This window comes from Hamadaea flava (assembly GCF_024172085.1).
Taxonomy (GTDB): domain Bacteria; phylum Actinomycetota; class Actinomycetes; order Mycobacteriales; family Micromonosporaceae; genus Hamadaea; species Hamadaea flava.
In genome coordinates this window covers 6,648,683-6,673,023 of sequence record NZ_JAMZDZ010000001.1, presented here as the reverse complement: position 1 = coordinate 6,673,023, position 24,341 = coordinate 6,648,683, and the positions used below count along the sequence as shown (strand labels likewise).

Sequence of the window (24,341 nt, the reverse complement as noted above, 5' to 3'; positions counted from 1 at the left end):
GGGCTGCCCAGCAGCTCGTGGAGCCCTCGGCCCGGGTCGACGGATCGGCGAGTCCGTCCCCCGGCCGCGGATGCCGGTCGCACACCGCATCCGGCTGGCCGCCGGCGTCGCGCAGCATGGGACTGGCTTCTCCCCGTGCCGAAGCGATGGGGTGCGGTCCCACCCGCCCTTGCCTGCCCTGCGGATGAGCAGGCAGGGGCCCGGCAGGTCCGCGTGCGCCCGGCCGGGGGCGCGCGGACCGGCTCGCCGGGTGAGGCAACGCACCGCCCCACCCGGCGAGCGCCCAGCTCGCTAGTTCGAGCGCTTCTGCTTCCAGGACAGCGGTCCCGGCAGGTCGACGCGATGCGAACGGGTCTTGGAGTTCCACGACCAGCGGCCGATCTTCAGCCCCCACGACGAGAACCCGTGCTGGGTGAAATGAAACCGCAGCGGTCCGAGCTTGGTCATCTTGCGGAAGAGGAAAGGCATGCCCTTGCATGCCCCTCAGTCCTCAATGGCCAAACATCGGGCAGCTCAGGCCCCCTCGCCCATCATGATCGCGGCCATCCGCAGATGCGGTACGGCTTCTTCGTGCCGGCTGGCCCGCTGAAGCGTCCGGCCCAGCATGAGATGGGCGTACGCCTCCGTGGGCTCCCGCTCGATGATCACGCGCAGCTGCTCTTCGGCCCGGCGCAGCTGAGCGGTGTGGTAGTAGGTCCGGGCGAGCAGCAGCCGCGACGCCTGATGGGCCGGCTCGGCCGTCACCACCTCGACCAGCAGATTCTCCGCCGTGCGGTAGTCCTGCGCGTCGAAGAACTCCTGAGCCTTCCGATACCGCTCCGCCAGATCCAGCTCCGGCCACAAGGTCACTTCCACTCCTTCCGTCGTTGCTGAGAACAACTCCGAAAGGGCCGGGCATTCCCGGCTGTCTCTCCCCGCCCCCCGGCCGCGGCCGTCCTCGCTCAGCCGACGGTGGCATACTCGCTGCTCGTGGTCATCACACGTGGTTGGTCGGCGTTCCTGGTCGCGGTCGGCGTCTGGACCTGGGTCATCTGGCCCCGGTTCGGGCTGGCCATCTGGAAGGATCCGCGCGCCTGGTCGACCGGTCAGATCGGGGAGGGCCCGCCCACCAGCTTCCTCTGGGTGCACGCCCTGCTCATCGCGGCCTCGCTCGTCATCGGGACGATCGTGGGCGTCCTAGGCATCCGGGCCTGGCGCCACGCCCCACGACGCTGACGCCCATCGCACCTCCCTGCGCTCGCCCGCACCAGCGCTCGCCTCGCGCCGCCGATCGAGTTCGCGACCGGCAAGATCGTCGGCAGCCGCCAGTCATCGCCGTAAAACGCCCAAGGTTGTCGGCAGCCGCCGATCTTGGCCCGCCGCCCGCGCCCGCAGCGGCCGAGAGCAGCCACGCAGCGCCCAGGCGTGGCGGCCCGGGCGGCCGGGAGGCCCGGACCTCAGCCCGAGCGGCGGCCCGTGATCCCCCTCCGGGGCATGAGGGCCAGGCCGAACGCGATCATCGCGACGCCGAGGCCGAAGTGCAGCCAGTTGTCCGCGGTGTTCAGCGGAACGAAGTTGGCGTCGCCGCCCGAGTCCACGATCAGCCCGTAGAGCCACAGCACGAGGTAGATCGCGCCGCCGCCGATCAGGAAGATCCGGGCGCCGCTGAGCGTACGCGCCATCAGCAGCCCGGCCACGCCGAACAGCAGGTGGACGATGTTGTGCAGCACCGAGACCTGGAAGATCCCGAGCAACTCCGCGCCGGAGTCGTGTCCGGCGAAGGTCATGTCCCCGTAGTTGGTGGTGATGCCCGGGATGAACCCGAGGACGCCGACCAGCAGGAAGACCGCCCCGAAGAGGCCGGCCACGGTCTGCATGGCGTTGTCCCAGTGCAGGATTCCGCCATGGTGCTCGTGATGGGTGACGGTAACCATGTTCGCCCTCCCTCGTGGGCTGACGCCCCGGGGTGATTGCGACCCGGGGCTTACCGGGGCAGATCAGCGGTCAGGTGCCCGGCGAAGACCTCCGCCTCGGCGTCGGTGACCTCCATCCCGAGCGCCTGGATGAGGGCGACCTGCGTGCAGATGACGTGATCATGGTCGTCCAGCTCGGCGGCGGGCAGAATGGCGGGCTGGCCGTCGATCAGCGCCAGCACCGGATCCTCGTCCCCCGACTGGGCGAGCGCTCGCACGTCGTCCGCGGTGATCGTGATCTGCATGAGGTCGGGGTACCCCGGCGCAAAAGGGATGAAACACTAGCCGCTGTGAGGGACGATCTCGATCGCGACGTCGACCTGCCCCATCCGCCCCGGCGCGTGGTTTCGCTCGTCCCGTCGCTGACGGAGGCGGTCGCCATGACGCTGCCGGGCATCCTGGCCGGCGCGACGGACTACTGCACCCATCCCGCCGGGCTCGACCTGCCCCGGGTCGGCGGCACGAAGTACCCGTCGGTCGATCGCCTCCTCGAACTGCGGCCCGACCTGGTCCTGGCCAACGTCGAGGAGAACCGGGAGGAGGACGTCGCGGCGCTCGGGGCGGCCGGCGTACCGGTGTGGGTGACCTATCCGCGCGACCTCGACGCCGCCTTCGCCTCCCTGTCCCGCCTGCTGGCCGCGCTGGGCGCGGACCGGCCGGCGTGGCTGGCGGACGCCGAGGTCGCATGGACCGCGCCACCCCCGGACCGGACCACTCGGGCGGTGATTCCGGTCTGGCGCAAGCCCTGGGTGGTCCTCGGCAGCGGCACGTTCGCCGGGGACCTGTTACGACGGCTGGGGATCGTCAACGTGTTCGGCGACGATCCGGAGCGCTATCCGCGCCCGTCGCTGGAACTGATCCGGGCGCGGGAACCCGAGCTGGCCATCCTGCCGGACGAGCCGTACGCCTTCACCGCGACCGACGGCCCGGAGTTCTTCGCGCCGACTCCGTCGGTGCTCCTCTCCGGGCGCCATCTGACCTGGTACGGCCCGAGTCTGGCGGAGGCCCGCACGGTCCTGCTCACGGCGTTGGCGTCCGGTCGTCGTCCCAGCTGACGGTAGTCAGCCGCCACCCGTCCGGCGTACGCAGGAACTGCATGCTCTTGGTTCCCGTCCCGGTGAACGGCTCCCCGCGGAGCACCCCCTCCTTGCGATAGCCGCAGAGCCGGTGCGCCACGTCGCCGAAGAACTCGGTCCGCTCCCAGGTCTCCGCCTCGGCGAAGTCGGTCAGCTCGCCCGAGGTGAGCAGGGCCTGCCGGGGTGCGGCGAACGCGTCGAGGTCATAGAGCCCGGCCTTGGGGCCGCCGTTGGCGATGACGCCGTCCGGGACGAACAGGTCACGGATCCGGCTCACGTCCGGCACGACGCCGCCGGTGTTCGTGAACAGCGCGAAGAACGCCGTCGCCAGCGCGTCGACCGCCGCCTTGTCGGGGTCGGCTCCGCCTTGGCGGGCGCGCCACTCGTCGGCGAGCACGGACCAGATGTGCATGTCCGACCGCCCGCCGCCGAGTGCCGGAGCCGCCGACCGAATGATCCCGTCGAGGCGCATGCCCAGGCGTTTCGCCACGGCGATGCTGGGCGCGTTGCGCGCGTTGCAGTGCCACTCGACGCGCTCGATGCCGCGCTCCAGGATCACCCAGTTCAGCAGGTGGGTCGCCGCGCGAGTGATCAGGCCGTTGCCGACCGCGGCCGGTTCCAGCCAGCAGCCCGCCTCGCTCACCCCCGAGGCGGCGTCGAACGACACGAGCAGCACCCCGCCGACCAGCTTCCCGTGCCACCAGATGCCCCAGATGCCGCCAGCGTCCTTCGCGTGCTTGTCGGCGTACCGCTGCAGGACCAGCCGCGCGTCGTCGTTGACGAACCCCGCGCCCACCCACGGCCGGATGTGCTCACGCGCGCGGTCCATGTGCTCGGCGAACTCGGACGCGTCCCAGGGCTCCAGCGGGCGCAGCTCGGCGTCGTCGGTGAGGGACAGGGCGAACATACGACCTCCGATTACAGGACAACCGCGAGTACATAACAAACGTTCGGTACGTACACTAGCGTACATGCCTCCCGCCCGCGCTGATCATGACGCCCGTCGCGAAGACGTCTCGGCCGCCGTCTGGCGGGTCCTGGCCGAGCACGGCTTCCCGGGACTCACCCTCCGCGCGGTGGCGGCGGCACTCGGGGCGTCGACCGGACTCGTCACCCACTACTTCGCGGGCAAGCGCGAGCTGGTCGCCCACGCCCTCGACATCTTGGAGATACGCACAGCGCAGCGCACGAGATTGGCGGCCCCGGCACCGGGGCTGCCCGCACTGCGTACGCACATCCGCAACATCCTGCCGCTGACCCCGGACGGGCTGGCGATGAACCGGATCTGGGTGAGTTCCTGGGACGTGGCCCTGGCCGATCTGGACCTGTTCGCTGCCCAGACCCGGCGCTACGAAAGGATTCGAACGGCGCTGCGGGAGTCCATCGTGGAGGCTTACCGGCGGGGCGAACTGCCGCCCGGCGATCCCGACGAGGTGGCCGCGACGGCACTGGCGTTCACGCACGGGCTGGTCGTGCAGGCGCTCTTCGATCCGGACCGGTTTCCGGCCGACCGGCAGACCCGGCTGGCCGATGACTTCCTCGCCCGGCTCGCCCAGCCGATAGGCTGACGACTATGAGCAATCCTGCGCTCGACGCGCTCGCCGCCGCCGAACTGGAACACCGGCTGATCCAGCACGGGCCCGTCCGGAGTCTGGCAGAGGCGGCCACCGCGCGCGGCGTGGAGATCCCGGACGTCGTGAAGACGATCGTGGTCCGCCGGGGTGACGACGATTACCTGTTCGCCCTGGTTCCTGGAGATCGGGTGATCTCTTGGCCGAAGCTGCGGGCGCTGCTGGGCGTCAGCCGGCTGTCCATGCCGGACGCGGCGACCGCCAAGGAGGCGACCGGATACGAGCGCGGGACGATCACCCCGTTCGGCTCGGCCAAGCCTTGGCCCGTGATCGCCGACGAGCGGCTGCGCGGCCGGACGATCACGCTCGGCGCGGGCGAGCACGGCATCGCCGTGGCGGTCTCCGCCGACGCGGCGGTCGAGGCCCTCGACGCGGCGTACGCCGATGTCACCGACCCGGAGGCCGCTCAGTAGGAACGGCCTCCGGGCTCATGATCAGTTGATCGTGAGGGTGAACGTGGTCGTGGTGTTCTTGATGTTCTGGTAGTTGTTGCTGAACGTGAGGTTGGTGAAGGTGGCCGACCCGACCGCCGGACCCTGGCCCGACTCCGGCATCTCGTTCACCCAGATCCCGAAGCCCGACTTGGCGTCGTAGGCGTCGCCGCTGCGCTGCGCGCCGCTGATCGAGACGTTGGTGAACGTGGTGTCCGTGATCGGCTGGGCCTCCGGGTACTTCGACTGGAACATGATGCCCGAGTAGGTCGGGTCCACGATGTCGATGTCGCTGAACCGGATGCCACGGAACTGCTTCGACGCCGCGAAGCACCAGATCGCCCCGAAGGTCTGAGCGCCCCAGAAGTGCCCGCCCGCGCGTACCAGGCTGATGCTCTGGAACTGGGTGGGCGGCGACGAGCCGAAGCCGACGAACGGATAGCCGAAGTCGAGCGAGCTGACCGTGATGCCGGAGTACGTCAGCATGTCCGCGATGTAGAGGTTGCGGAAGACGTTGTCGTACCCGCCGTAGACGGCCAGGCCCGCCGCGCGCCAGGTCAGCGTCGCCGAGAGGTTCTCGAAGACGTTGCCGTGGTTGCCGACGCTGCCGCCGCCGTCAATCGCCGAGAACAGCGCGAACGCGTCGTCGCCGTTGGACCGGCCCTCACTGTTGCTCACCGACAGCGCGGTGCTGTCGCTGGTGAAGTTGACCCCGTCGGCGAACGTGTCGCGGATGCGCGCGTTCTTGATGGTGACGTGGTCGTTGTGGACGCCCCAGTACATGCAGACTGTGTGCTCCACCCAGACGTCGTCGATGGTCAGGTTGGAGACGTCCTTCAGCTCGCCCCAGACCTTGCCGGGACCGTCGATCCGCGACGTGTAGTTGCCGAAGAAGGCCAGGTGCTTGAAGGACGAGCCGTTGGCCGTGCTCTGCACCGCGAATCCGGCGTCGGTGTTCTCCTGGCCCTGCGGCGTCTGGAATCGGGTGTACCAGATGCCCGCGCCGACCACCTGGACGGCCTTGCCGGAGATCTGGAACTTCTGTGCCGTCTCGTAGGTGCCGGCCGGCAGGTAGACGCCGACGAGGGTGCCCGTCGTGTCCATCCGCACCCGGTCCAGGGCGCTCTGCACATCCTGGTGCGTGAAGCCGTTCGGGACGGCGTACTTGGCCGGATCGGGGTTCGCCAACGCGGAGACCTGCTCCAGGTTGACGAAGTCGATCGTGTAGGTCAGCGGGTTGCCCGAATCCTTCTGCAGCCGGATGGTGTGCCCGGCCGCCACCGTCGTGTCCAACATGATGTTGGCCTCGTCGTAGATGTGCCGCGGGCTGCCCGAGCCCGGCGAGTTGCCGGGGCCGGCCTCCGCGCCGTAGAGCCAGGCGTAGCGCGAGGTCAGCGGGATCGACTTGTGGAACACCCCGTCGACGTAGATGCTCAGCGACGACGTCTGCCCGCCGCCGCCCGACGAGTCCGGCATCGAGAACCGGGTCACCAGGGTGTTCGTCGGGTTCTTGGTGGTCCACTGCACGTACGAGCCGGTACTGCCGAGGGTCACGGCCTTGCGCCCGGAAGCCTCACCGGCGAGATCGCCGATCGTCCGGTTAGGACCGATCACCGTCGCGCCACCGCCGGTCGTGCCGTCCTCGGCCTCGTACATGTCATAGGGCAGGTTCGCCCCGCGGCCGACGAAGAAGGACGTCGTGCTGGTGTTGTTGCCCTGTTTGACGGCCAGCTCGTTGGCGTCCACCGCGATCGTGGTGGTCACGGTGTACTTGCCGTTCACCGCGGTCCACGTGCCGAGGCTGACCGGGCTGGTGGTCGCCCCGGCCGCGATCGTGCCCGAGTAGGAACCGGTCTTGGTCGTGATCGTCGCGCCGCTCGCGTCCTTCACGGTCACCGTGATGCCGTGAGCGCCGCTCGCCGAGGCGATGCTGCCCTGGTTCTTGATCGACACCGAGAACGTCACGGTGTTGCCCGCCGACGGGTTGCCCGGCGACCAGGAGACCGCCCCCGGCAGCAGGTCCGACGTCGCGACCGGTGCCACGACCAGGTTCGTCGAGGACGCGTACGCGTTGTTGGCGTCGTTCAGTTCGACGACGGTGTTCGCCTCGTCCACCTTCGCCGAGACGGCGTACGTGCCCGCGTCCTTGGCACCGATGTTCGCGGTGACGGTGGCCGTGCCGTTGACCGCCAGTGCGCCGACGGTCGCCGTGCCCACCTTGGTAGTGCCGAGGTAGAAGTTCACGTTCGACGCCGGGGAGGCCGCCGTGCCGCTGTTCTTCACCGTCGCGGACAGGGTGACCGCGTCCGTCTCGATCGGCGACGCCGGGCTCCACGAGACGCCCGTGAGGGTGAGGTCCGGGTTCGGCGCCGGGGTTCCGATCACCTGGAACTCGGCCACCTGCCCGTTCGGTGCGCCCGAGTTGGCCGTGAACTTGAGCTGCACGTCGGCGACGGTCGCGGAGACCGGGATCGTCACCGTGTTGCCGCCGGACGACGGGTTGAAGGTGTAGCTCGCCGACGCCTTGATCGTGCTGAATCCGCTCGCGCTCTGCTCGCGGCCCAGCACCTCGAAGGTCTGCGTACGGGTGGCCCAGGCCGCGTCGGGGTTCAGCTTGACGACGATCGAGCTGACCGCCGCGTTCGCCCCGAGCTGCACGGTCAGCGTGCTCGGGTACGCCCCGCCGGCCCCCTCCCAGTAGGTGGTGACGTCGTTGTCGTCGGCGTTGGCCGCGACGAAGGTGAACACCGTGCTGGAGGCGGTGATCGGCTTGCCCGCCGCCAGGTTGGCACCCGTGCCGCTGCCGGTACGCGTCACCGTGTTGCTCGCCGCGGACTGGTTGCCCGCCGCGTCCTTGGCGATGACGTAGTAGGAGACGGTCGCCGTGTCGGCCTGACTGTCCGTATAGGTCAGCGTCGACCCGTTCACCGAGGCCCGGACGCTGCCGTTGGCGTACACGTCGTAGCCGGTGACGCCGATGTTGTCGCTCGCCGCCGCCCAGGTCAGCTTGATCTGGCCCGAGGCCGGCTGGGTGTACGCGAGACTCGTCGGCGCGCTCGGCGGCGTGGTGTCCCCGCTCTGCCCCGTACGCGTCACGGTGTTGCTGTTGCCGGACTGGTTGCCGGCGGCGTCGCGCGCCCGGACGAAGTAGCTGACGGTGGCACTGGCCGACTGGGTGTCCGTGTAGGTCAGGGTGGTGCCGCCGACGCTGGTCAGCAGCGTGCCGTTTCCGAACACGTCGTACGCCGTGACGCCGACGTTGTCCGTGGCCGCCGCCCAGGTCAGCTTGATCTGCCCGGTGGCCGGTTCGGTGTACGCGAGGCTCCCCGGCGCGGTCGGCGCCTGGGTGTCCCCGGTGGACGGTCCGTAGACCTCGAACTCCGCGATCTGCGCGGCCGGCCACACCGTGTTCGCCGTGACCACCAGGCGCAGATAGCGGGCGGTCGTGGCGTTGAACGTGATCGTCACCGTGTTGCCGCTCGGCGTGAAGGCGTACCCGGTCGCCGCGAGGAGGCTGGTCAGGCTGCCGGCGACGGTGCCCGACTGCACCTCGATCGTCTGCGTACGCGCCTCCCAGCCGGTGGGCAGCTTCAGCACGATCTTGTTGACGCTCACCGCCGATCCGAGGTCGACCTGCAACCACTGCGGGAACGAGCTGTTGGCGCTCTCCCAGTAGGTCGACTGGTTCCCGTCGTTGGCGTTGGCCGCCGCGTAGTTCTGGTTGTGGCCGCTCTCCGTCATCGTCTTACCCGAGGCCAGGTTCGACGAGCTGGACGCGACGCCGTAGACCTCCAGCTCGGACAGCTGACCGGCGGACCAGCCGGTGTTGGCGGTGATGGTCACCCGGACGTACCGGGTGGACGTCGCCCCGAAATTGATCGTCACCGTGTTGCTCGACGCGGGGTCGAACGTGTGACCGGCCGAGGCCACGATCGTGGCGAACGACGAACCGTCGGTGCTCCCCTGCACCGACAGCGTCTGGGTACGCGCCCCCCACCCCGTCGGGAGCTTCAGCTTGATCTGGTCGACGCTGGTCGCGGTGCCGAGATCGATCTGCCCCCACTGCGGGAACGCGTTGTTCGCGCTCTCCCAGTAGGTCGCCTGGTTGCCGTCGTTCAGGTTGGACGCCGCGTAGACGTCGTTCGTGCTGCTCGCCGAGGCGGACTTGCCCAGCGACAGGTTGGGGCCGCCCGCCGCCGCGGCCGGTGTGACCGGCGCGGCCCAGGCCAGCGCGACGGCCATCGCCGTCAGCACCGCCAAGCGGGCCGTCTGGGGACTCTTCCTCACTGTGGAACCTCTCCGTGATGGGGGTGGGAACGCAGCAGGACCCCAAAGGTGCACTGCTGAAGTTGCGGAGATGAGCGAGAAATTGAACATTCCGATGCAAGAATCTTGCAATGGATTGGCCAAACGTTACAGACGTGCTACCGACGCGTCAACGGCTCGTGGCCCCGACTTGCTCTCACCTATTGACATGCCTCGCATCCATGCGTTCTGATCCAGGGCAACAGTTAGTAAGTTTGCCTATCTAATGGAGGGAGTGGAGGCATGCGCGGAAGAGCGCGGCGCGTGTGCAGCACCCTGGCCGCCGGACTACTGATGACGGCGCTGGCCCCGGCTATTCCGGCCGCTGCGGCCCCGACCCGATTCGAGGCGGAGGACGCCCCCGCCGTCTGCGACGGCACGATCGACTCGAACTGGACCGGGTTCTCCGGAACCGGGTTCTGCAACACCGCCAACGCCGTCGGCGGCTCGGTGACCTGGACGGTCAGCTCGCCCAACGCGGGCACGGCCGTCCTGAGCCTCCGGTACGCCAACGGCACCACCACCGATCGCCCGGCGGACGTCCTCGTCAACGGCACGGCCGCGGCGTCGGCGGTGTCCTTCGCGGGCACCGGCGCCTGGACCACCTGGGTCACCAAGACCGTCAGTGTGCCGGTCGTGGCGGGCACCAACACGATCAAACTGGCCGCCACCACGGCCAACGGCGACGCGAACATCGACTACCTGGAGTTCGAGGCGCCGCCGAGCTTCACCGACTATCAGGCCGAGGACGCCGTCATCATGTCGGGCGTCGTCGAGTCCAACCACACCGGATACACCGGTAGCGGATTCGTCAACGGCGACAACGCCGTCGGCTCCGGCGTCGAATGGACGGTCGGCGTACCGTCGGCGGGGATCTATCCGGTGACCCTGCGGTACTCCAACGGGACCACCGTGGACCGGCCGATGGACGTCAGCGTCAACGGAACGGTCGCCGCCCCGGGGATCAGCTTCCCGAGCACCACGGACTGGGACACCTGGGCCGACCGCACGGTCAGCCTCAGCCTGACCGCCGGCACCAACAAGATCAAAGCCGCCGCGACGACCGTCAACGGCGGGCCCAACCTCGACCGCCTCCGGGTGACCGCGCCCGCCGACACGCAGCCGCCAACCGCGCCGGCGAACCTGCGTGTGGTCGGCGAGGTCCGTCCCTACGGCGTCGACCTGGCCTGGGACGCGGCCACGGACAACGTGGGCGTCGCGCAGTACAAGGTCTACAACGGCGGCAACATCGTCCAGGTGGTCGGCGGGAACATCACGACGGCCACGCTCGCCCTGACGCCCAACACGACCTACGTCATCACCGTGCTGGCGTACGACGCGGTGGGCAACGCTTCGCAGGCGAGCAACAACGTGCCCATCACGACGCCGCCCAGCGACGACACCACTCCCCCAAGCCAACCCAGCGGTGTGCGTACCACTAATGTGGCCGCGACCAGCGTGAGCCTGGCCTGGACCGCGTCGACCGACGACATCGGCGTCACGGGTTATCACGTGTTCAAAGACGGCGTGCAGTTCGCGACGGTGCCGGATCTGACGGCGACCGCCGATTCCCTTACCCCGAGCACGACGTACGTGTTCTCGGTCGAGGCTTTCGACGCGAACGGCAACGTGTCCGCGCGCAGCGCCGGACTGTCGGTGACGACCACCGCGGGCGGAACCGGCGGCACGGGCGGCGACCCGGTCCTGGACCGCACCGTGAACGCGGCGATGGATCTGCCGTGGGGCATCGGCTTCCTGCCGGACGGCACCGCGCTCGTCGCCGAACGGGATCGGTTCGAGATCGTCAAGGTGACCTCGGCCGGGCAGCGCACGGTCATCGGCAAGATCACCGAGGCGGTCACCACCAGCGGCGAAGGCGGCCTGCTCGGACTGGCTGTCTCGCCGACCTTCGCCAGCGACCACTACGTCTACGTCATGCACACCGCGGCGTCGGACAACCGGGTCGTCCGGTTCAAGTACGAGAACGGCGCCATCGGTGCCCGCGAGGCGCTGGTGACCGGCATCGCGAAGAACCGGTTCCACAATGGCGGCCGCATCAAGTTCGGGCCGGACGGCTACCTCTACATCACCACCGGCGACGCCCAGGACGGGACGAAGGCGCAGAACCTCAGCTCCCTCAACGGCAAGATCCTGCGCGTCACCCCGACCGGCGCCGCCGCGCCCGGCAACCCGTTCGGCACCCGGGTCTACAGCTACGGCCACCGCAACCCGCAGGGCCTGGCCTGGGACTCGGCCGGACGGCTCTGGGAGTCGGAGTTCGGCGACAGCACGTTCGACGAGCTCAACCTGATCAAACCCGGCGCCAACTACGGCTGGCCGACCTGCGAGGGCAGCTGCAGCACCAGCGGCATGACCAATCCGGTACGCACCTGGGACGTCGCCTCGGCGTCGCCGAGTGGCCTGGAGATCGTCAACGACTGGATCTACATGGCCGCCGTACGCGGCGGACGGCTGTGGGTCATGCACATCACCGGCTCCACCACCGACACGCCCCGGGCGTTCTTCAACGGCACCTGGGGCCGGCTGCGGACCATCGTCAAGACGCCCGACGGCGGGCTGTGGCTGACCTCGACCAACAACGACAAGGACGGCGGTACGCCGAGCACACTGGACAACGTCATCGTGCGGCTGAAATTCGCCACGCCGCCGTTCGCGCTGACCAGCACGGCCTTCGCCAACAACGGTTCGATCCCGACGAAGTACACCTGTCAGCAGGACGGTGTGTCGGGCAATGACATCTCACCCCCGATGTCCTGGGGACCGGGGACGACCGCCGCCAAGAGCTACGCGATCGTCCTGATCGACACGGCCAACAGCAACAAGCACTGGGTGATCTGGGACCTCCCGGCATCGCGTACGTTCCTGCCCGAAGGACTCGGGCTCGGCTTCAGCGTCCCAGGGATCTCCGGGGCCAAACAGAAGGGCATGAGCACCGGCGACAAGGCGCTCCAGTACTTCGGGCCCTGCCCGGGCGGCACCAGCCACCTCTACGAATTCCGGCTGTACGCCCTGAACGTCGCGACGCTGCCCGGGGTGGACTCGTCCTCCTCGGTGGCCGCGGTGGAGACGGCGATCCTCGCCAACGACATCGCCACGACCAAGCTCGCCGGGAACTCGGCGGCCCACACCTGATCCCTTTCCCCGGTGGGCTCGGTCGAGCCCGCTCTTTGGCCCCGGCGGGTTCGCGAGAGCCCGCCGGGGTCTTCGGTATGCGCCAGGTGCCCGTGCCGGCCGTCCCCGTGACGTACCGTCGAGATCGTGGCAGACGAGACCTTCCGCTCGATCGAGATCGAGCGCACCAGCGTGGGCAAGTACACCGCTCGCAACGTCCGAGGCGGCGAGATCAGCGTCGGCCAAGGCGGCGACGACCCCAACTTCACCCCGGTCGAGCTGCTGCTCACCGCCATCGCCGGCTGCACGGCGATCGACGTGGACCTCGTCGTCAGCCGCCGGGGCGAGCCCGTCGAATTCCGCGTACGCGGCACCGGCGACAAGATCCGCGACGAGACCGGCGGCAACCGCATGACGAACCTCGCCGTCGAGTTCACGGTGAGCTTCCCCGAAGGCCCCGCCGGCGACGCCGCCCGAGAGATGCTGCCGCGCCTGGTCAAGATGTCCCACGACCGGCTCTGCACGGTCTCGCGCACCGTGGAACTGGGCTCAGAAGTCACCACGACGATCGACTACCACCCGCCCACCCCAGAATAGGTCCTCCGGAAATTACTTCCCGGCGGTTGTCGTATCCGCCCGCGCTCGTTCGACGCCTGGGTGTAAGCGCACTTCATCACGCACATCGCGTAAGGAGAAGACGATGACGCAGAAGATCACTCCGATGCTCTGGTTCGACAACGAAGCCGAGCAGGCGGCCGAGTTCTACGTCGGCCTGTTCCCGGACGCCCGCATCCTGGAAGTCTCCCGGTACGGCGAAGGGATGCCGAAGCCGGCCGGAACCGCCATGGTGGTGGACTTCGAGATCGCGGGTCAGCGCTACCAGGCCCTCAACGGCGGCCCGGACTTCAAGTTCACCGAAGCCGTCTCGTTCGTGGTCGACTGCGCCGACCAGAAGGAAGTCGACTACTACTGGGACGCCATGACCGCCGACGGCGGCGAGGAGAGCCAGTGCGGCTGGCTCAAGGACAAGTTCGGCCTCTCCTGGCAGATCATCCCGCAGCAGCTCAGCAGCCTCATCGGCGGACCCGACCCAGCCGGGGCGCAGCGGGCCACCCAGGCCATGTTCGGCATGCAGAAGCTGGACGTCCAGGCGCTGCAGGATGCGTACGACGGCAAGCCCTGATCGTTGCTAAGCGGCGCCCGGCTCCGCCGGGCGCCGCTCCCGTTTCGGTGTGGGCACGGCTGGGTTCGAACCAGCGACCCTCCGCTTGTAAGGCGGATGCTCTTCCGCTGAGCTACGCGCCCGTCCGCAGGCGCGCGGGCCCGGGGAACCTGGGCAGTCTACCCGATCGGCGTGATCTTGCGCGAACGCCATTCGCGCCGCCGGGCTGGTGGCGATGATCCACATCCCGTTCGGTGTCGCCGCAGGCCGGTCTCGCGACACATACCGGGATGTGGATCATCGTCGGCCGGAAGCGGATCAGGGTTCTGGGTCGAATCTTGGGTCAAGATTCGACCCAGAACCCTGATCCAGCGCGAAAGAGAGAAGCGCGAAAGAGGGAAGCGCTAGAGGGCGGCGAGGGCTTTGAGCCAGGCGTCTGGGTCCCGGGCGTCGCCGGGTTCGTTCATTTCGGCGTACCGGATGATGCCGTCGATGTCGACGATGAAGGTGCCGCGGTTGGCGTACCCCTTGTCGGGGTTGAACACGCCGTATGCCTGGGCCACCGCGCCGTGTGGCCAGAAGTCCGCGAGCAGCGGGAATTCGTAGCCTTGGTCGATGGCCCAGGTTTTGTGGGCGTACGCCGAGTCGACGCTGACGGTCAGCACCTCGGCGAGGTCGGTGTAGTCGCCGTGGCGGTCCCGGAGGTGGCCCAGTTCGCCTTGGCAGGTGCCGCTGAAGGCGAGCGGGTAGAAGACCAGCAGGACGTTACGGCGTCCCCGGAAGGCAGAAAGCCGAACTTCCTGGTTGTTCTGGTCTTTCAGGATGAAATCGGGCGCGACTGAGCCCACGTCCAGCGGACCCGCCATGGCAACTCCTCACAAGGCAGGGATTCCCCAAGAAGAAAGACCTAACGCTTCGAGCGCGCCGCCTTCGGCGCGACGAGACGGGCGGCGGCCCAGTCCTTGCCCGCGCTCAGCGTGGTGGTCTGGGCGAGACCCGCAGTCGGTGCGGATTCGCTGATGTCACTGGGCTCGACGTGACCGTCTCGGCCGGCCTTGGGGGTCAGCAACCAGACCACCCCGTTGTCGGCCAGCGGAGTAAGGGCGTCGACCAGCAGATCGACCAGATCCCCGTCGCCGTCGCGGTACCACAGCAGTACCGCGTCGACCACCTCGTCGGTGTCCTCGTCGACCAGCTCCCCGCAGCGGTCAATCAGCGCGTCACGGAGATCGTGGTCGACGTCCTCGTCGTATCCCATCTCCATGACCACCATGTCCGGCTCAACACCGAACCGGTCCGCCAGGCTGCGTACGCCATCGGCGGCCTGACCAGCGGTCGCGCTCACGTTAGAGTGCCTCCCTTTCGGCTTCGCCTCGTCCATCCGGACGGGCCGACCGGCGCACACCGGTCAACGGGTAGTTCACACAGTTCTAGCTCGTCGCGCAAGTGGCGCACCGATCGGGGCGCGGACAAACTCAGACAGCGAGCAAACTACGCGCGGCCGCCATGATCATGTCTTCGTTCACCAGCACCGTTCTGGCGGCCGGGCCGAGCGGGATGTACGTGTCCGCGGCGGCGACCCGGCGGACGGCTCCGACATAGCCGGCGTCGACCAACGCCGCGAGGACGCCTTCGGCCACTCCCCCGGATCGGCGGGTCTCGTCGACGATCAGGACGCGCCCCGTCGCCGCCGCCTCGCGTACCACATCTGCCTCGGGCAGCGGGGACAGCCAGCGCAGGTCGACCACCCGCGTGCCCACCCCCTGTTCCGCGAGCTGGGCCGCGACCCGGAGCGACATGCGCAGGCCGTTGCCGAAGGTGATGATCGTGAGCGTGTCGGCGTCGCCGACCCCGTAGGTGCGGGCGCGCCCGATCGGCACGTGCGTGGCGCCCCAGCGGTTGGGCGGCGGGTATTCCGCGAGCCATTGGCCGTCGCCGGATTCGTAGAGGTCACGCGTGTGGTAGAGGGCGATGGGCTCGATGAAGGCGCTGACCGTGCCGTCCGCCTGCCCGGCCGCGAGGCAGGTCCGCAGCATCGCGGCGGCGTCGTCGGCGCGGGCCGGGCAGGCGACCACCAGGCCGGGGATGTCGCGCAGCACGGCCAGGGAGTTGTCGTTGTGGAAGTGGCCGCCGAAGCCCTCCTGGTACGCCAGCCCGGCGATCCGCACGACCATCGGGTTCCGGTAGCGGCCGGTCGAGAAGAACGTCATGCTGGCGGCCTCGCCGCGCAGCTGGTCCTCCGCGTTGTGCAGGTACGCGAGGTACTGGATCTCCGGGACGGGCAGCAGCCCGCCGAGCCCCGCGCCGTTGGCCAGGCCGAGGATGGTCGTCTCGTCGAGCATCGTGTCGAAAACCCGACTCGGCCCGAACTTCTCCCGCAGTCCCTTCGTCACCCCGTAGACGCCGCCCTTGGCCGCGACGTCCTCGCCGAACAGCACGACGGCGGGGTTGGTGACCAGGGCGTCGGCCAGCGTCGCGTTGATCGCCTGGGCCAGCGTCACCGGGCCGTTCGGCGCGGGTCCGCGTTTGACCGCCAGCGGCCCCGCCGCGCGCTCCCCCGCCTCGGACACCACCCGGGCCACCCGCAGCGGCCGTTTCGGCGCCAGCGGCGCGATCACCTCGGCCGCCGTGGCCAGCTTCGGCTCGACCATGACCTCCTCGGCCGTCTTGCGTACCTGCCAACCGATCTCGTCGTAGCGGGCCAGCAGCTCGTCGGGCGTGGCCAGGCCCGAGGCCACCAGCCGGGCCGCGGTCAGCAGCAGCGGATCACGCTCGGCGTCGGCCTCGATCTCCCGCGACGTCCGGTAGCCCAGTTCGGCGTCCGCGCCCGCATGCCCCATGAGGCGTACCGTGCGCAGGTGCAGCACCGCCGGTCGCCGGTGGCGGCGCACCCAGTCGGCCGCCTCGCGCGCCGCCTCGTAGGTCTCGGCCAGCTCGGTGCCGTCCGCCTGCGAGTACCGCAGGCCCGGCTTGGACCGCAGACTCGCCTCGATCCAGCCCGCGGGCGACTTCACGCTGATCCCGAGCCCGTTGTCCTCGCAGACGAACAACACGGGCAGCTTCAGGCCGCTGTGGTCGCACCAGCCGGCCGCGTTGAACGCGGCCTGCGCCGACGCGTGGTTCACCGACGCGTCGCCGAACGAGCACACCACCACCGCGTCGGCCGGCCAGGTGCCGAGGGTTCCGGCCACGTGCGCTTCCAGCTCCGACGATCCGACTGGTACGCGAGCCGCAGCGCTCTTCTTCCGCTGGGCGGTGGCCGCGGCGCGAGCGCGCTCGATGGCGTACCCGATGCCGACCGCCCGGGGCAGGTGCGACGCGATCGTGGACGTCGTCGGGACGACGTTGAGGGCGCGGTTGCCGAACACCTTGTGCCGGCCGCCCGAGATGGGCTCCTGCGCCGACGCGACGATGCCCCGCAGCACGTCCCGGACGGGGTCGACGCCGGAGTCCGCCGGCTGTCCCGCGCGTACGCAGTAGAACGCGCCCGAGCGGTAGTGGAGCAGGGCCGGGTCGCTGTAGCGCAGCGCCTCGGCGACGGCGGCGTTGCCTTCGTGGCCGGAGGACCCGATCGTGTAATAACCCTCGCCGAATCCGCGCAGCCAGCGTGCCGCCAGGTCCAGGTGGCGGCTGGTCATCTGCGCGTCGAACAGCCGCAGCGCCCGGTCCGGGGACAGCTCACCCCACCCGGCCGTGGGCTCGGCCGGAACGGGCAGGCCCGCGACCGTCTTCCGGAACCGCTCGTCGAGATCTTGAGGAGTCGTCACGTTGGCCAGCATCGCGCACGGATGCGACATCAGCCAGCCACCGACCGGTCCGGGCATAGGATCGGCGGGTGCGGAGTATCGAGCAGACCGGCCAGTCACCCATTACTCGAGCTGATGTCGGCTTCCGGTCGGCCCGTGGTCCACTCCTCATCTCGCTGATGCTGTCCATCGGTCTGGTGGCGATCGACTCGACCGTCATCGCGACGGCCGTGCCCTCGGTCGTCGCGAGTCTCGGCGGGTTCCACCAGTTCCCGTGGCTGTTCTCGGTCTACCTGCTCGCGCAGGCCGTCACCGTGCCCATCTACGGCAAGCTCGCCGACCTGTTCGGCCGCAAGCCCATGATGCTGCTGGGCATCGGGTTCTTCCTGGTCGGCTCCATCCTGTGCGGCTTCGCCTGGTCCATGGTCGCCTTGATCATCTTCCGGGCGGTGCAGGGCCTGGGCGCCGGCGCCATCCAGCCGATGAGCATGACGATCGTCGGCGACGTCTACACGACCGCCGAACGAGGCAAGGTCCAGGGCTACCTCGCCAGCGTGTGGGCCATCTCGTCGGTGGTCGGCCCGACGCTCGGCGGCGTCTTCTCCCAGTTCGTCGACTGGCGGTGGATCTTCTTCATCAACATCCCGCTGTGCCTGCTCGCCGGCGTCATGCTCATGCGCCACCTCCACGAGGACGTCGTACGCCGGAAGCCGGTCCTGGACTATCGGGGCGCGGTCCTGCTCACCACCGGCGTGACGCTGCTGATCCTGGGGCTGCTCGAAGGCGGGGAGGCGTGGCCCTGGGTGTCGCCGGCCGGGATCGGCGTTCCCGCGGCCGGACTGGCGCTGCTCGTCGTCTTCGTGTTCGTGGAACGCCGGGCCGCCGAACCGGTGGTTCCGCTGTGGGTGTTCCGTCGGCGGATCCTGCTCACCAGCAGCCTGGTCTCGGCGGGCGTCGGCATCGTCCTCATCGGATTGACGTCGTACGTGCCCACCTACGTGCAGGGCGTACTCGGGACCGGGCCGCTCGTCGCGGGCTTCGCGCTGGCCACGTTCACCCTCGGCTGGCCGCTCGCCGCGTCGCTGTCCGGGCGGGCGTACATGCGGTTCGGGTTCCGCACCACGGCCATCATCGGAAGCTCGGTGGCGATCACCGGCTGCCTGCTGACCGCCTTCCTGGGTACGCGCACCCCGGTGTGGGTGGTCGGAGCGGTGTGCTTCGTCGTCGGCCTCGGCATGGGCTGGACGGCCGCCCCGACGCTCATCGCCGCGCAGACGACCGTCGGCTGGTCGGAGCGTGGGGTGGTCACCGCGGGCAACATGTTCTCCCGGTCGGTCGGCAGCGCGGTCGGGGTCGCGTTGTTCGGCGCCATCGCCAACTTCGTGCTGCCGGACCTGGCCGCGGCGTCCAGCCGCGTCTTCCTCTCCGTCGCGGTGGTCGCGATCCTCATGGGCGCGGCGGTCGTGGCGATGCCGCGTACGCCCGTCGCCGCTCAGCAATAGCACCCCGGGTGCCACGACGCGCGGATTATCCGCGTTCTCGCAGTTTGTCGGTTTTAGCGCCAGAATGGTGGCCGTGAAGCGCTGGAGCCTGCTCGCCTGCACCTTCCTGCTCGTCGGCCTCAGCACCCCGGCGTACGCCGCCCCAGCGCCCGGCACACCGGCGTCCGCCGCTCCGGGTGACACGGTGCTGGTCGGGGCGGGCGACATCGCCGCCTGCGGCAGCGGCTCGGCGCGTACGGCGAAGCTGCTGGACGACATCCCGGGCACGGTGTTCACCCTCGGCGACAACGTCTACCCGGACGGCAGCGCGCGCAATTTCGACCGCTGCTACGACCCGACCTGGGGCCGCCACCGCGACCGGACCCGGCCGACGGTCGGCAACCACGACTACCGCACCGACGGGGCCGCGCCGTACTTCGCGTACTTCGGCGAGCGCGCGGGCGATCCCGAGCTGGGCTACTACTCCTACGACCTCGGCGGCTGGCACGTCGTGGTGGTCAACTCCAACTGCGACCAGGTCGACTGCGACCGGCAGCTGCGCTGGCTGGCGGCCGACCTGACGGCGTCGAAGGCCGAATGCACCGTCTCGATGTGGCACCACCCGCTGTTCACCTCAGGTCTCGATCACCGCCCGGCGAAGTGGATGAGCCCGTTCTTCGAGGTCCTGTACGCCCACGGCGTCGAGCTGAACCTGAGCGGCCACAACCACAACTACGAGCGGTTCAAGCCGCTCGACGGGTCGGGTGAGGTGGACCTCGAACGGGGTGTGCTGCCGATCGTGGTGGGCACGGGCGGCGCCTCGCACTACGGCTTCGACCGCGTACGCCCCCACTCGGTGGTGCGCAACGAAGACACCTACGGCGTGCTGAAGCTGGCCCTGCGCCCCGACTCGTACGCGTACCAGTTCATGCCGGTGACCGGGAAGTCGTTCACCGACTCCGGCTCCGGAACCTGCCACTGAGGGTGTGCCCGGGCGGCTACAGTGCACGGGATGAGCGCCGTCGAGATCGCCGCCCCGATCACCGCCGTCACCGTCTTCCCCGACCGGGCCCGGGTCACCCGGTCCGGTTCGGCCACCCTGAGTTCCGGCGAACAGCAGGTGGCGATCGGGCCGCTGCCGCTCGGACTCCAGCGTGACTCGATCCGGGTCACCGGACGCGGCCCGGCGACCGTCCTCGGCGTCGACCTCGTCACCCGGCGGGCCGCCGAACCCAGCGACGACGTCGTGACCGCGTTGGAGGCCGAACTCCGCGAGATCGACGCGCAGACCGCCGCGCTCGCCGACGCCGACCAGGTCGCGACCGCGCGCGTCGCCTTCCTGGAGCGGCTGGCGATGCGCACGGCGAGTGCGCTGTCCACGGCCGAGATGGACCGGGTCGGCACCTTCGCGGACGGGCTGGACGCGCAGCACACGGAGGTGCTGAAGGCACGCCGCGAGCGCGAACGACTGCGCGACGATCTGCTCAAGCGCCGGGCGGCCACCGAACGCCGGCTGGCCGACCTCCGGGGACGCCGGCAGCCCGACCGCCTGCTCGCGATCGTCACGCTGGCCGCGACCGAAGCCGGCGAGGCGGACCTCGACCTCAGCTACGTCGTCACCGGCGCGAGCTGGACCAGCACCTTCGACCTGCGGCTGACCGGGGAACGGCTCGACCTGAGCTGGTTCGCCCTCGTCACGCAGCAGACCGGCGAGGACTGGCCGGAATGCGACCTGCGGCTGTCGACGGCCCGTCCGGCGGGCGCGCTGTCGGTGCCCGAACTGGACCCGTGGTACGTCGACATCCTCCGGGCGGTCCCGGCGCCGGCCGCGTACGCCATGGCGGAGATGGACTTCGCGGTCGCCGGATCTGCCGCGCCACGCGCTCCGGGCGCTGCGCCCGCACCGCAGGTCATGGCGGCCAAGCGGGCCCGCGCGCCGATGCAGGAGGCGGTCGCGACGGTCGACCAGGGGCCGGTCGCGGCGACCTACCGTCCACAACGGCCGATCGCCGTGCCCGCCGACGGGACCGGTCACCGCACCGTCATCGGCACCTTCGAGATGCAGGCGCGGCTCGACTACGTGACCGCGCCGGTGACCGCCGAGGACGCGGTGCTGCGCGCGACCGTGGTCAACTCCACGACGCATACGCTGCCGCCGGGCCGCGCCTCCCTCTTCCACGACGGCGACTTCGTCGGCGCGACCGCCCTGGAACCGTGGGCCCCGGAGGAGGAGCGCGAACTGGCCCTGGGCGTCGACGACCGCGTACGCGTGGAGCGGGAGCTCACCAAGCGCAGCGCCTCCAAAGCGACCCTGGGCAGCACTCGCCGGACCGAGACGGAGTACGAGATCCGGGTGGCCAACCATGCCGACCGGGCGATCACGGTCACCGTCCTCGACCAGCTCCCCGTCACCCGGGACGGGGCGATCACGGTCAAGGAGACGATCGCCGAGCCCGCCCCGGCCGAGCGCTCCGACCTCGGCGTGCTCACCTGGAAGCTGGCCCTGGCCCCACAGGGCACGGCGAAGATCCGGTTCGGCGTACGCGTCGAGGCCGCCAAGGGTGTGGAGATCGCGGGCTGGCGGGACTAGCCCGGGGCTCAGCTCGCCTGGGCGATCCGGATGAGGACGAAGAACACGGCGGCGATCACCAGGATCATGAGGAACGCCTGCCGGGTGTGCGACATGAATCCGCTGAAGGCGGCCTTCTTGGCCGCCTTCGCCTTGGGTACGCCCGCCTTGGCGCCACGCCAGCCGCTCTGGGCCCCCTTCAGCCGAACCCATCGGGCACCCATGAGCATGCCCAGACCCAACCCAATGGCGACGAAGACGACCGCGCCCTCCTTCATGGACACGAAGGTAACGGCGCGCTCACCCGGCGTATATCGGACGATTGTGCTATTGCGTTCAGGCGGGCCATTTCCCGGTGAGCCGGCGGAAGCTCTGCGCGCCCCCACGGTCGACGGCCGCCTTGACGACAGCGAAGATCGCGCCCTGCACCGCCGCCGCGAGCAGGATCTCCGGCCAGTGGCTGCTCTCATCGGTCGCCTTGGGCGCGTCGGGTTCGCCCGAGGCGAGCCGCCAGACCTGCTTGAACGCAATGCCGGCGAGTACGCCCGCCAACGCGCCGCCGATGAGGCCCACCGGCTTGTACATGATCTTGTTCGCGTTCATGCCCTGCTCGTTCCCGGTTGATCTAGGCGAGAAACGGTCGCCCGGGCAGCCATTTCTCGCCTAGATCAACAAAACGCGCTTACTCGCCGGCGGCAAGTGCGGTGAGCGCGTCATCCGTGAGGCGGTAGGGCACCCATTCGGTGAGGGCGGACGCGCCCAGCGACTCGTAGAACGACCGAGCCGGGTTCCAGTCGAGCACCCACCAGTCGAGGCGGGCATACCCGCGCTCGACGCAGATGCGGGCCAGCTCGCGGAGCAGCGCCTTGCCGTGGCCACCACCCCGGGCGGCTGGGCGTACATAGAGGTCTTCGAGGTAGATGCCGTGCACACCGCGCCAGGTCGAGAAGTTCAGGAACCAGAGCGCGAAGCCGACCGTCTCGCCCGCCGAGTCCACCGCGACGTGGGCGTACGCGGCGGGATTCGGCCCGAAAAGTGCCTCGTCCAGTTGCTCGGCGGTGGCGACCGCCTCCTGTGGGGCCTTCTCGAACTCGGCCAGCTCGGCGATCATCGCCAGGATCGCCGGGACGTCGGAGCGGGTCGCCGGCCGGATCACGAGCGCACCGCCCGCTCCGTCAGGACTCCGTCCAGCACCGTCACGGCGTACCCCTGGAGAATCACGCGCGAGCCGCGCAGCTCGACGCGAACCTGGCCGGAGCGTGGCGAGGCCTGCAGGCCCACGAGCGACGTCACGCCGAATCGCATGCTCCAGAACGGGGCGAGCGCGGTATGCGCGCTGCCGGTGACCGGATCCTCCGGTACGCCCACGCCGGGGCAGAAGACGCGGGAGACGAAGTCCTGGCCGGAGCCGGGTTCGGCGGGCGCCGTGACGATGACGCAGCGGGTGCCGAGTCCGGCGAGACCCGCCAGATCGGGGCGCAGCTCGCGCACGGCGGTCGCCGACGGCAGCTCGACGAGGAGGTCGCCCAGGTCGCCGGTGTCGTAGACGCCGAGCGGCCGGACGCCGAGCGAGTCCACAAGCGACGGCGGAGCGTCGGCCGGCGTGGGCGGGCTGACCGGGAAGTCCATCGTGATCAGCCCGTCCGGCCCGACCGCGGTACGCAGCTCGCCGCTGAGCGTGGCGAACCGGACCTCGTCGGCGAGGCCGTCCTCGTGCAGCGCGTGCGCGGTCGCCAGCGTCGCGTGCCCGCACATCGCGACCTCGGTGGCCGGTGTGAACCAGCGCAGTCCCCACCGCTCCCCGGCGGGCCGGGTGAACGCCGTCTCGGCGCAGTTCAGCTCGGCTGCGACCCGCTGCATCCAGCCCTCGTCCGGCCAGTCGCCGTCGGGCAGCACGCACACGCCCGCCTGGTTGCCCCGGAACGCCTCCTCGGTGAAGGCGTCGATGATCCTGATCCGCATGGTCCGAAGCTAGCGGACGCCGGTCAAGACGGCGAAGACCACCACGTTGTCCTGGTACTCGCCGTCCCGCGAACCTGCGGTGACGGTAGTGGTGCCGCCGGGTCGAACCGTCTCGGGCGAAGCGGTGACGGTCGCGTCGGCGAACGCTGGTGTCCCGATGAGCAGCCCGGTGGCCAAGGTGCTGGCGGCCACTGCGAGCAAGCGGCGCATGACCTCAGGTTAGCTAGGATCGGGAGGTGGCGTATGTGATCTCGGTGAATCTGGGCGTACGGCGGGAGACGGAGGCCTCCGAGGTCGGGGTCACCGGCATCGACAAGCGACCGGTCCTCGAGCCGGTCTTCGTGCAGGCGCCCGGCCCCCGCGACACGGGCATCGGCAGCGGGCTCACCGGCGACGTCGTCTGCGACCGCCGCCACCACGGCGGCGACGTCCAGGCGGTCTACGCGTACGCCCGGGAGGACCTCGACTGGTGGTCCGGTGAACTGGGCCGGGACCTGCCGGGCGGCTGCTTCGGCGAGAACCTGACGACGTCCGGCCTGGACGTCACCGGGGCGTTGATGGGCGAGCGCTGGCGCGTCGGCGACGACCTCGTCCTGGAGGTCACCGATCCGCGCATCCCATGCGGCACCTTCGCCGCCTGGATGGCCGAACAGGGCTGGGTCAAGACGTTCACGAAGGTCGCACGACCGGGTGCGTACCTGCGGGTGGTGTCGCCCGGCCTGGTCCGGGCCGGCGACTCGATCGAGGTCCTGGATCGTCCGGCCGACGGGGTCACCATCGGCGAGGCGTTCCGGGCCGTCACCCTCGAACCGGCCCTGCTGCCCCGGCTACTCACCGGCGACGGGGTCACCGAGGGGTTCCGGGACAAGGCCCGACGCCGCCTCACCCGGTGAC

At 69.8% G+C, this 24,341-nt stretch carries 24 protein-coding genes, 1 tRNA gene and 1 pseudogene; 11 read left to right on the top strand and 15 right to left on the bottom strand.

Annotation, left to right across the window (positions count from 1 at the left end; all coding sequences use genetic code 11):
- Positions 1 to 291: 291 nt before the first annotated feature.
- Positions 292 to 468 (bottom strand): DUF4236 domain-containing protein, encoded by a 177-nt coding sequence (locus HDA40_RS31345; protein WP_253761406.1) that lies wholly within the window; start codon positions 466 to 468, stop codon positions 292 to 294.
- A 45-nt stretch (positions 469 to 513) separates the two neighbouring features.
- Positions 514 to 849, bottom strand: coding sequence for a tetratricopeptide repeat protein (locus tag HDA40_RS31340; RefSeq protein WP_253761405.1), 336 nt, complete (start codon positions 847 to 849; stop codon positions 514 to 516).
- A 120-nt stretch (positions 850 to 969) separates the two neighbouring features.
- Here HDA40_RS31340 and HDA40_RS31335 point away from each other — a divergent pair, with 120 nt between their 5' ends.
- Positions 970 to 1,215, top strand: a complete 246-nt coding sequence (locus tag HDA40_RS31335; protein ID WP_253761404.1) for an SCO4848 family membrane protein — start codon at positions 970 to 972, stop codon at positions 1,213 to 1,215.
- 221 nt (positions 1,216 to 1,436) lie between these two features.
- Here the strand turns inward: HDA40_RS31335 and HDA40_RS31330 are convergent, their stop codons facing one another.
- Positions 1,437 to 1,856, bottom strand: a complete 420-nt coding sequence (locus HDA40_RS31330; RefSeq protein WP_253763871.1) for a DUF4383 domain-containing protein — start codon at positions 1,854 to 1,856, stop codon at positions 1,437 to 1,439.
- A 107-nt stretch (positions 1,857 to 1,963) separates the two neighbouring features.
- Positions 1,964 to 2,197, bottom strand: a complete 234-nt coding sequence (locus tag HDA40_RS31325) for a hypothetical protein (protein WP_253761403.1) — start codon at positions 2,195 to 2,197, stop codon at positions 1,964 to 1,966.
- 45 nt (positions 2,198 to 2,242) lie between these two features.
- Between HDA40_RS31325 and HDA40_RS31320 the strand changes: the two genes are divergently transcribed.
- The gene (locus HDA40_RS31320) at positions 2,243 to 3,007 is read left to right on the top strand and encodes a helical backbone metal receptor (protein WP_308197786.1); all 765 of its coding nucleotides are present in this window, start codon (positions 2,243 to 2,245) and stop codon (positions 3,005 to 3,007) included.
- A 388-nt stretch (positions 3,008 to 3,395) separates the two neighbouring features.
- Here HDA40_RS31320 and HDA40_RS31315 read toward each other — a convergent pair.
- Positions 3,396 to 3,935 (bottom strand): annotated as a pseudogene (locus HDA40_RS31315) (GNAT family N-acetyltransferase); the annotation flags it as partial.
- Positions 3,936 to 3,999: 64 nt separating this feature from the next.
- Here HDA40_RS31315 and HDA40_RS31310 point away from each other — a divergent pair.
- Complete coding sequence (locus HDA40_RS31310; protein ID WP_253761402.1) at positions 4,000 to 4,596, top strand: TetR/AcrR family transcriptional regulator; 597 nt, start codon at positions 4,000 to 4,002, stop codon at positions 4,594 to 4,596.
- A gap of 5 nt (positions 4,597 to 4,601) precedes the next feature.
- Positions 4,602 to 5,072, top strand: coding sequence for an aminoacyl-tRNA deacylase (locus HDA40_RS31305; protein ID WP_253761401.1), 471 nt, complete (start codon positions 4,602 to 4,604; stop codon positions 5,070 to 5,072).
- Positions 5,073 to 5,093: 21 nt separating this feature from the next.
- On the opposite strand, the gene HDA40_RS31300 is transcribed toward HDA40_RS31305, so the two are convergent.
- Positions 5,094 to 9,332, bottom strand: a complete 4,239-nt coding sequence (locus HDA40_RS31300; RefSeq protein ID WP_253763869.1) for a discoidin domain-containing protein — start codon at positions 9,330 to 9,332, stop codon at positions 5,094 to 5,096.
- 306 nt (positions 9,333 to 9,638) lie between these two features.
- Here HDA40_RS31300 and HDA40_RS31295 point away from each other — a divergent pair, with 306 nt between their 5' ends.
- The 3 genes from HDA40_RS31295 to HDA40_RS31285 all read left to right on the top strand — a co-directional run bounded on the left by HDA40_RS31295 (position 9,639) and on the right by HDA40_RS31285 (position 13,710).
- Complete coding sequence (locus HDA40_RS31295; RefSeq protein WP_253761400.1) at positions 9,639 to 12,548, top strand: YbhB/YbcL family Raf kinase inhibitor-like protein; 2,910 nt, start codon at positions 9,639 to 9,641, stop codon at positions 12,546 to 12,548.
- Between the two features lie 126 nt (positions 12,549 to 12,674).
- Positions 12,675 to 13,124: an OsmC family protein gene (locus HDA40_RS31290; protein WP_253761399.1), complete on the top strand. Its 450-nt coding sequence runs from the start codon at positions 12,675 to 12,677 to the stop codon at positions 13,122 to 13,124.
- Positions 13,125 to 13,227: 103 nt separating this feature from the next.
- A complete protein-coding gene (locus tag HDA40_RS31285) occupies positions 13,228 to 13,710 on the top strand; it encodes a VOC family protein (protein WP_253761398.1) in 483 nt (160 codons plus the stop codon).
- Between the two features lie 50 nt (positions 13,711 to 13,760).
- On the opposite strand, the gene HDA40_RS31280 is transcribed toward HDA40_RS31285, so the two are convergent.
- The 4 genes from HDA40_RS31280 to HDA40_RS31265 all read right to left on the bottom strand — a co-directional run bounded on the left by HDA40_RS31280 (position 13,761) and on the right by HDA40_RS31265 (position 17,468).
- Positions 13,761 to 13,832 (bottom strand) — tRNA-Val (locus HDA40_RS31280).
- A gap of 261 nt (positions 13,833 to 14,093) precedes the next feature.
- Positions 14,094 to 14,555, bottom strand: a complete 462-nt coding sequence (locus tag HDA40_RS31275; RefSeq protein WP_253761397.1) for a peroxiredoxin — start codon at positions 14,553 to 14,555, stop codon at positions 14,094 to 14,096.
- 41 nt (positions 14,556 to 14,596) lie between these two features.
- A complete protein-coding gene (locus tag HDA40_RS31270) occupies positions 14,597 to 15,034 on the bottom strand; it encodes a DUF3052 domain-containing protein (protein WP_253761396.1) in 438 nt (145 codons plus the stop codon).
- Between the two features lie 130 nt (positions 15,035 to 15,164).
- Positions 15,165 to 17,468 carry a thiamine pyrophosphate-dependent enzyme gene (locus HDA40_RS31265; protein ID WP_253763868.1) on the bottom strand — a complete coding sequence of 768 codons (2,304 nt, stop codon included), beginning with the start codon at positions 17,466 to 17,468 and terminating at the stop codon, positions 15,165 to 15,167.
- Positions 17,469 to 17,524: 56 nt separating this feature from the next.
- On the opposite strand from HDA40_RS31265, the gene HDA40_RS31260 reads away from it, so the two are divergent.
- The 3 genes from HDA40_RS31260 (at position 17,525) to HDA40_RS31250 (ending at position 21,506) form a co-directional block, all read left to right on the top strand.
- The gene (locus tag HDA40_RS31260) at positions 17,525 to 18,937 is read left to right on the top strand and encodes an MDR family MFS transporter (protein WP_253761395.1); all 1,413 of its coding nucleotides are present in this window, start codon (positions 17,525 to 17,527) and stop codon (positions 18,935 to 18,937) included.
- A gap of 73 nt (positions 18,938 to 19,010) precedes the next feature.
- Entirely contained in the window at positions 19,011 to 19,898 is an 888-nt protein-coding gene (locus HDA40_RS31255) for a metallophosphoesterase (RefSeq protein WP_253761394.1), read from the top strand.
- A gap of 30 nt (positions 19,899 to 19,928) precedes the next feature.
- On the top strand, positions 19,929 to 21,506 hold the full coding sequence (locus HDA40_RS31250; RefSeq protein WP_253761393.1) for a DUF4139 domain-containing protein: 1,578 nt from the start codon (positions 19,929 to 19,931) through the stop codon (positions 21,504 to 21,506).
- Positions 21,507 to 21,514: 8 nt separating this feature from the next.
- Here HDA40_RS31250 and HDA40_RS31245 read toward each other — a convergent pair whose 3' ends face one another.
- The 5 genes from HDA40_RS31245 to HDA40_RS31225 all read right to left on the bottom strand — a co-directional run bounded on the left by HDA40_RS31245 (position 21,515) and on the right by HDA40_RS31225 (position 23,657).
- Positions 21,515 to 21,763, bottom strand: coding sequence for a hypothetical protein (locus HDA40_RS31245; protein WP_253761392.1), 249 nt, complete (start codon positions 21,761 to 21,763; stop codon positions 21,515 to 21,517).
- 58 nt (positions 21,764 to 21,821) lie between these two features.
- Positions 21,822 to 22,088: a DUF4235 domain-containing protein gene (locus HDA40_RS31240; protein ID WP_253761391.1), complete on the bottom strand. Its 267-nt coding sequence runs from the start codon at positions 22,086 to 22,088 to the stop codon at positions 21,822 to 21,824.
- Between the two features lie 79 nt (positions 22,089 to 22,167).
- Positions 22,168 to 22,641 (bottom strand): GNAT family N-acetyltransferase, encoded by a 474-nt coding sequence (locus HDA40_RS31235; RefSeq protein ID WP_253761390.1) that lies wholly within the window; start codon positions 22,639 to 22,641, stop codon positions 22,168 to 22,170.
- Complete coding sequence (locus tag HDA40_RS31230) at positions 22,638 to 23,447, bottom strand: PhzF family phenazine biosynthesis protein (RefSeq protein WP_253761389.1); 810 nt, start codon at positions 23,445 to 23,447, stop codon at positions 22,638 to 22,640. Before HDA40_RS31230 ends, HDA40_RS31235 begins: the two co-directional genes overlap by 4 nt.
- 9 nt (positions 23,448 to 23,456) lie before the next feature.
- Positions 23,457 to 23,657, bottom strand: a complete 201-nt coding sequence (locus HDA40_RS31225) for a hypothetical protein (protein ID WP_253761388.1) — start codon at positions 23,655 to 23,657, stop codon at positions 23,457 to 23,459.
- A 26-nt stretch (positions 23,658 to 23,683) separates the two neighbouring features.
- Between HDA40_RS31225 and HDA40_RS31220 the strand changes: the two genes are divergently transcribed.
- A complete protein-coding gene (locus HDA40_RS31220; protein WP_253761387.1) occupies positions 23,684 to 24,340 on the top strand; it encodes an MOSC domain-containing protein in 657 nt (218 codons plus the stop codon).
- Position 24,341 lies beyond the last annotated feature (1 nt).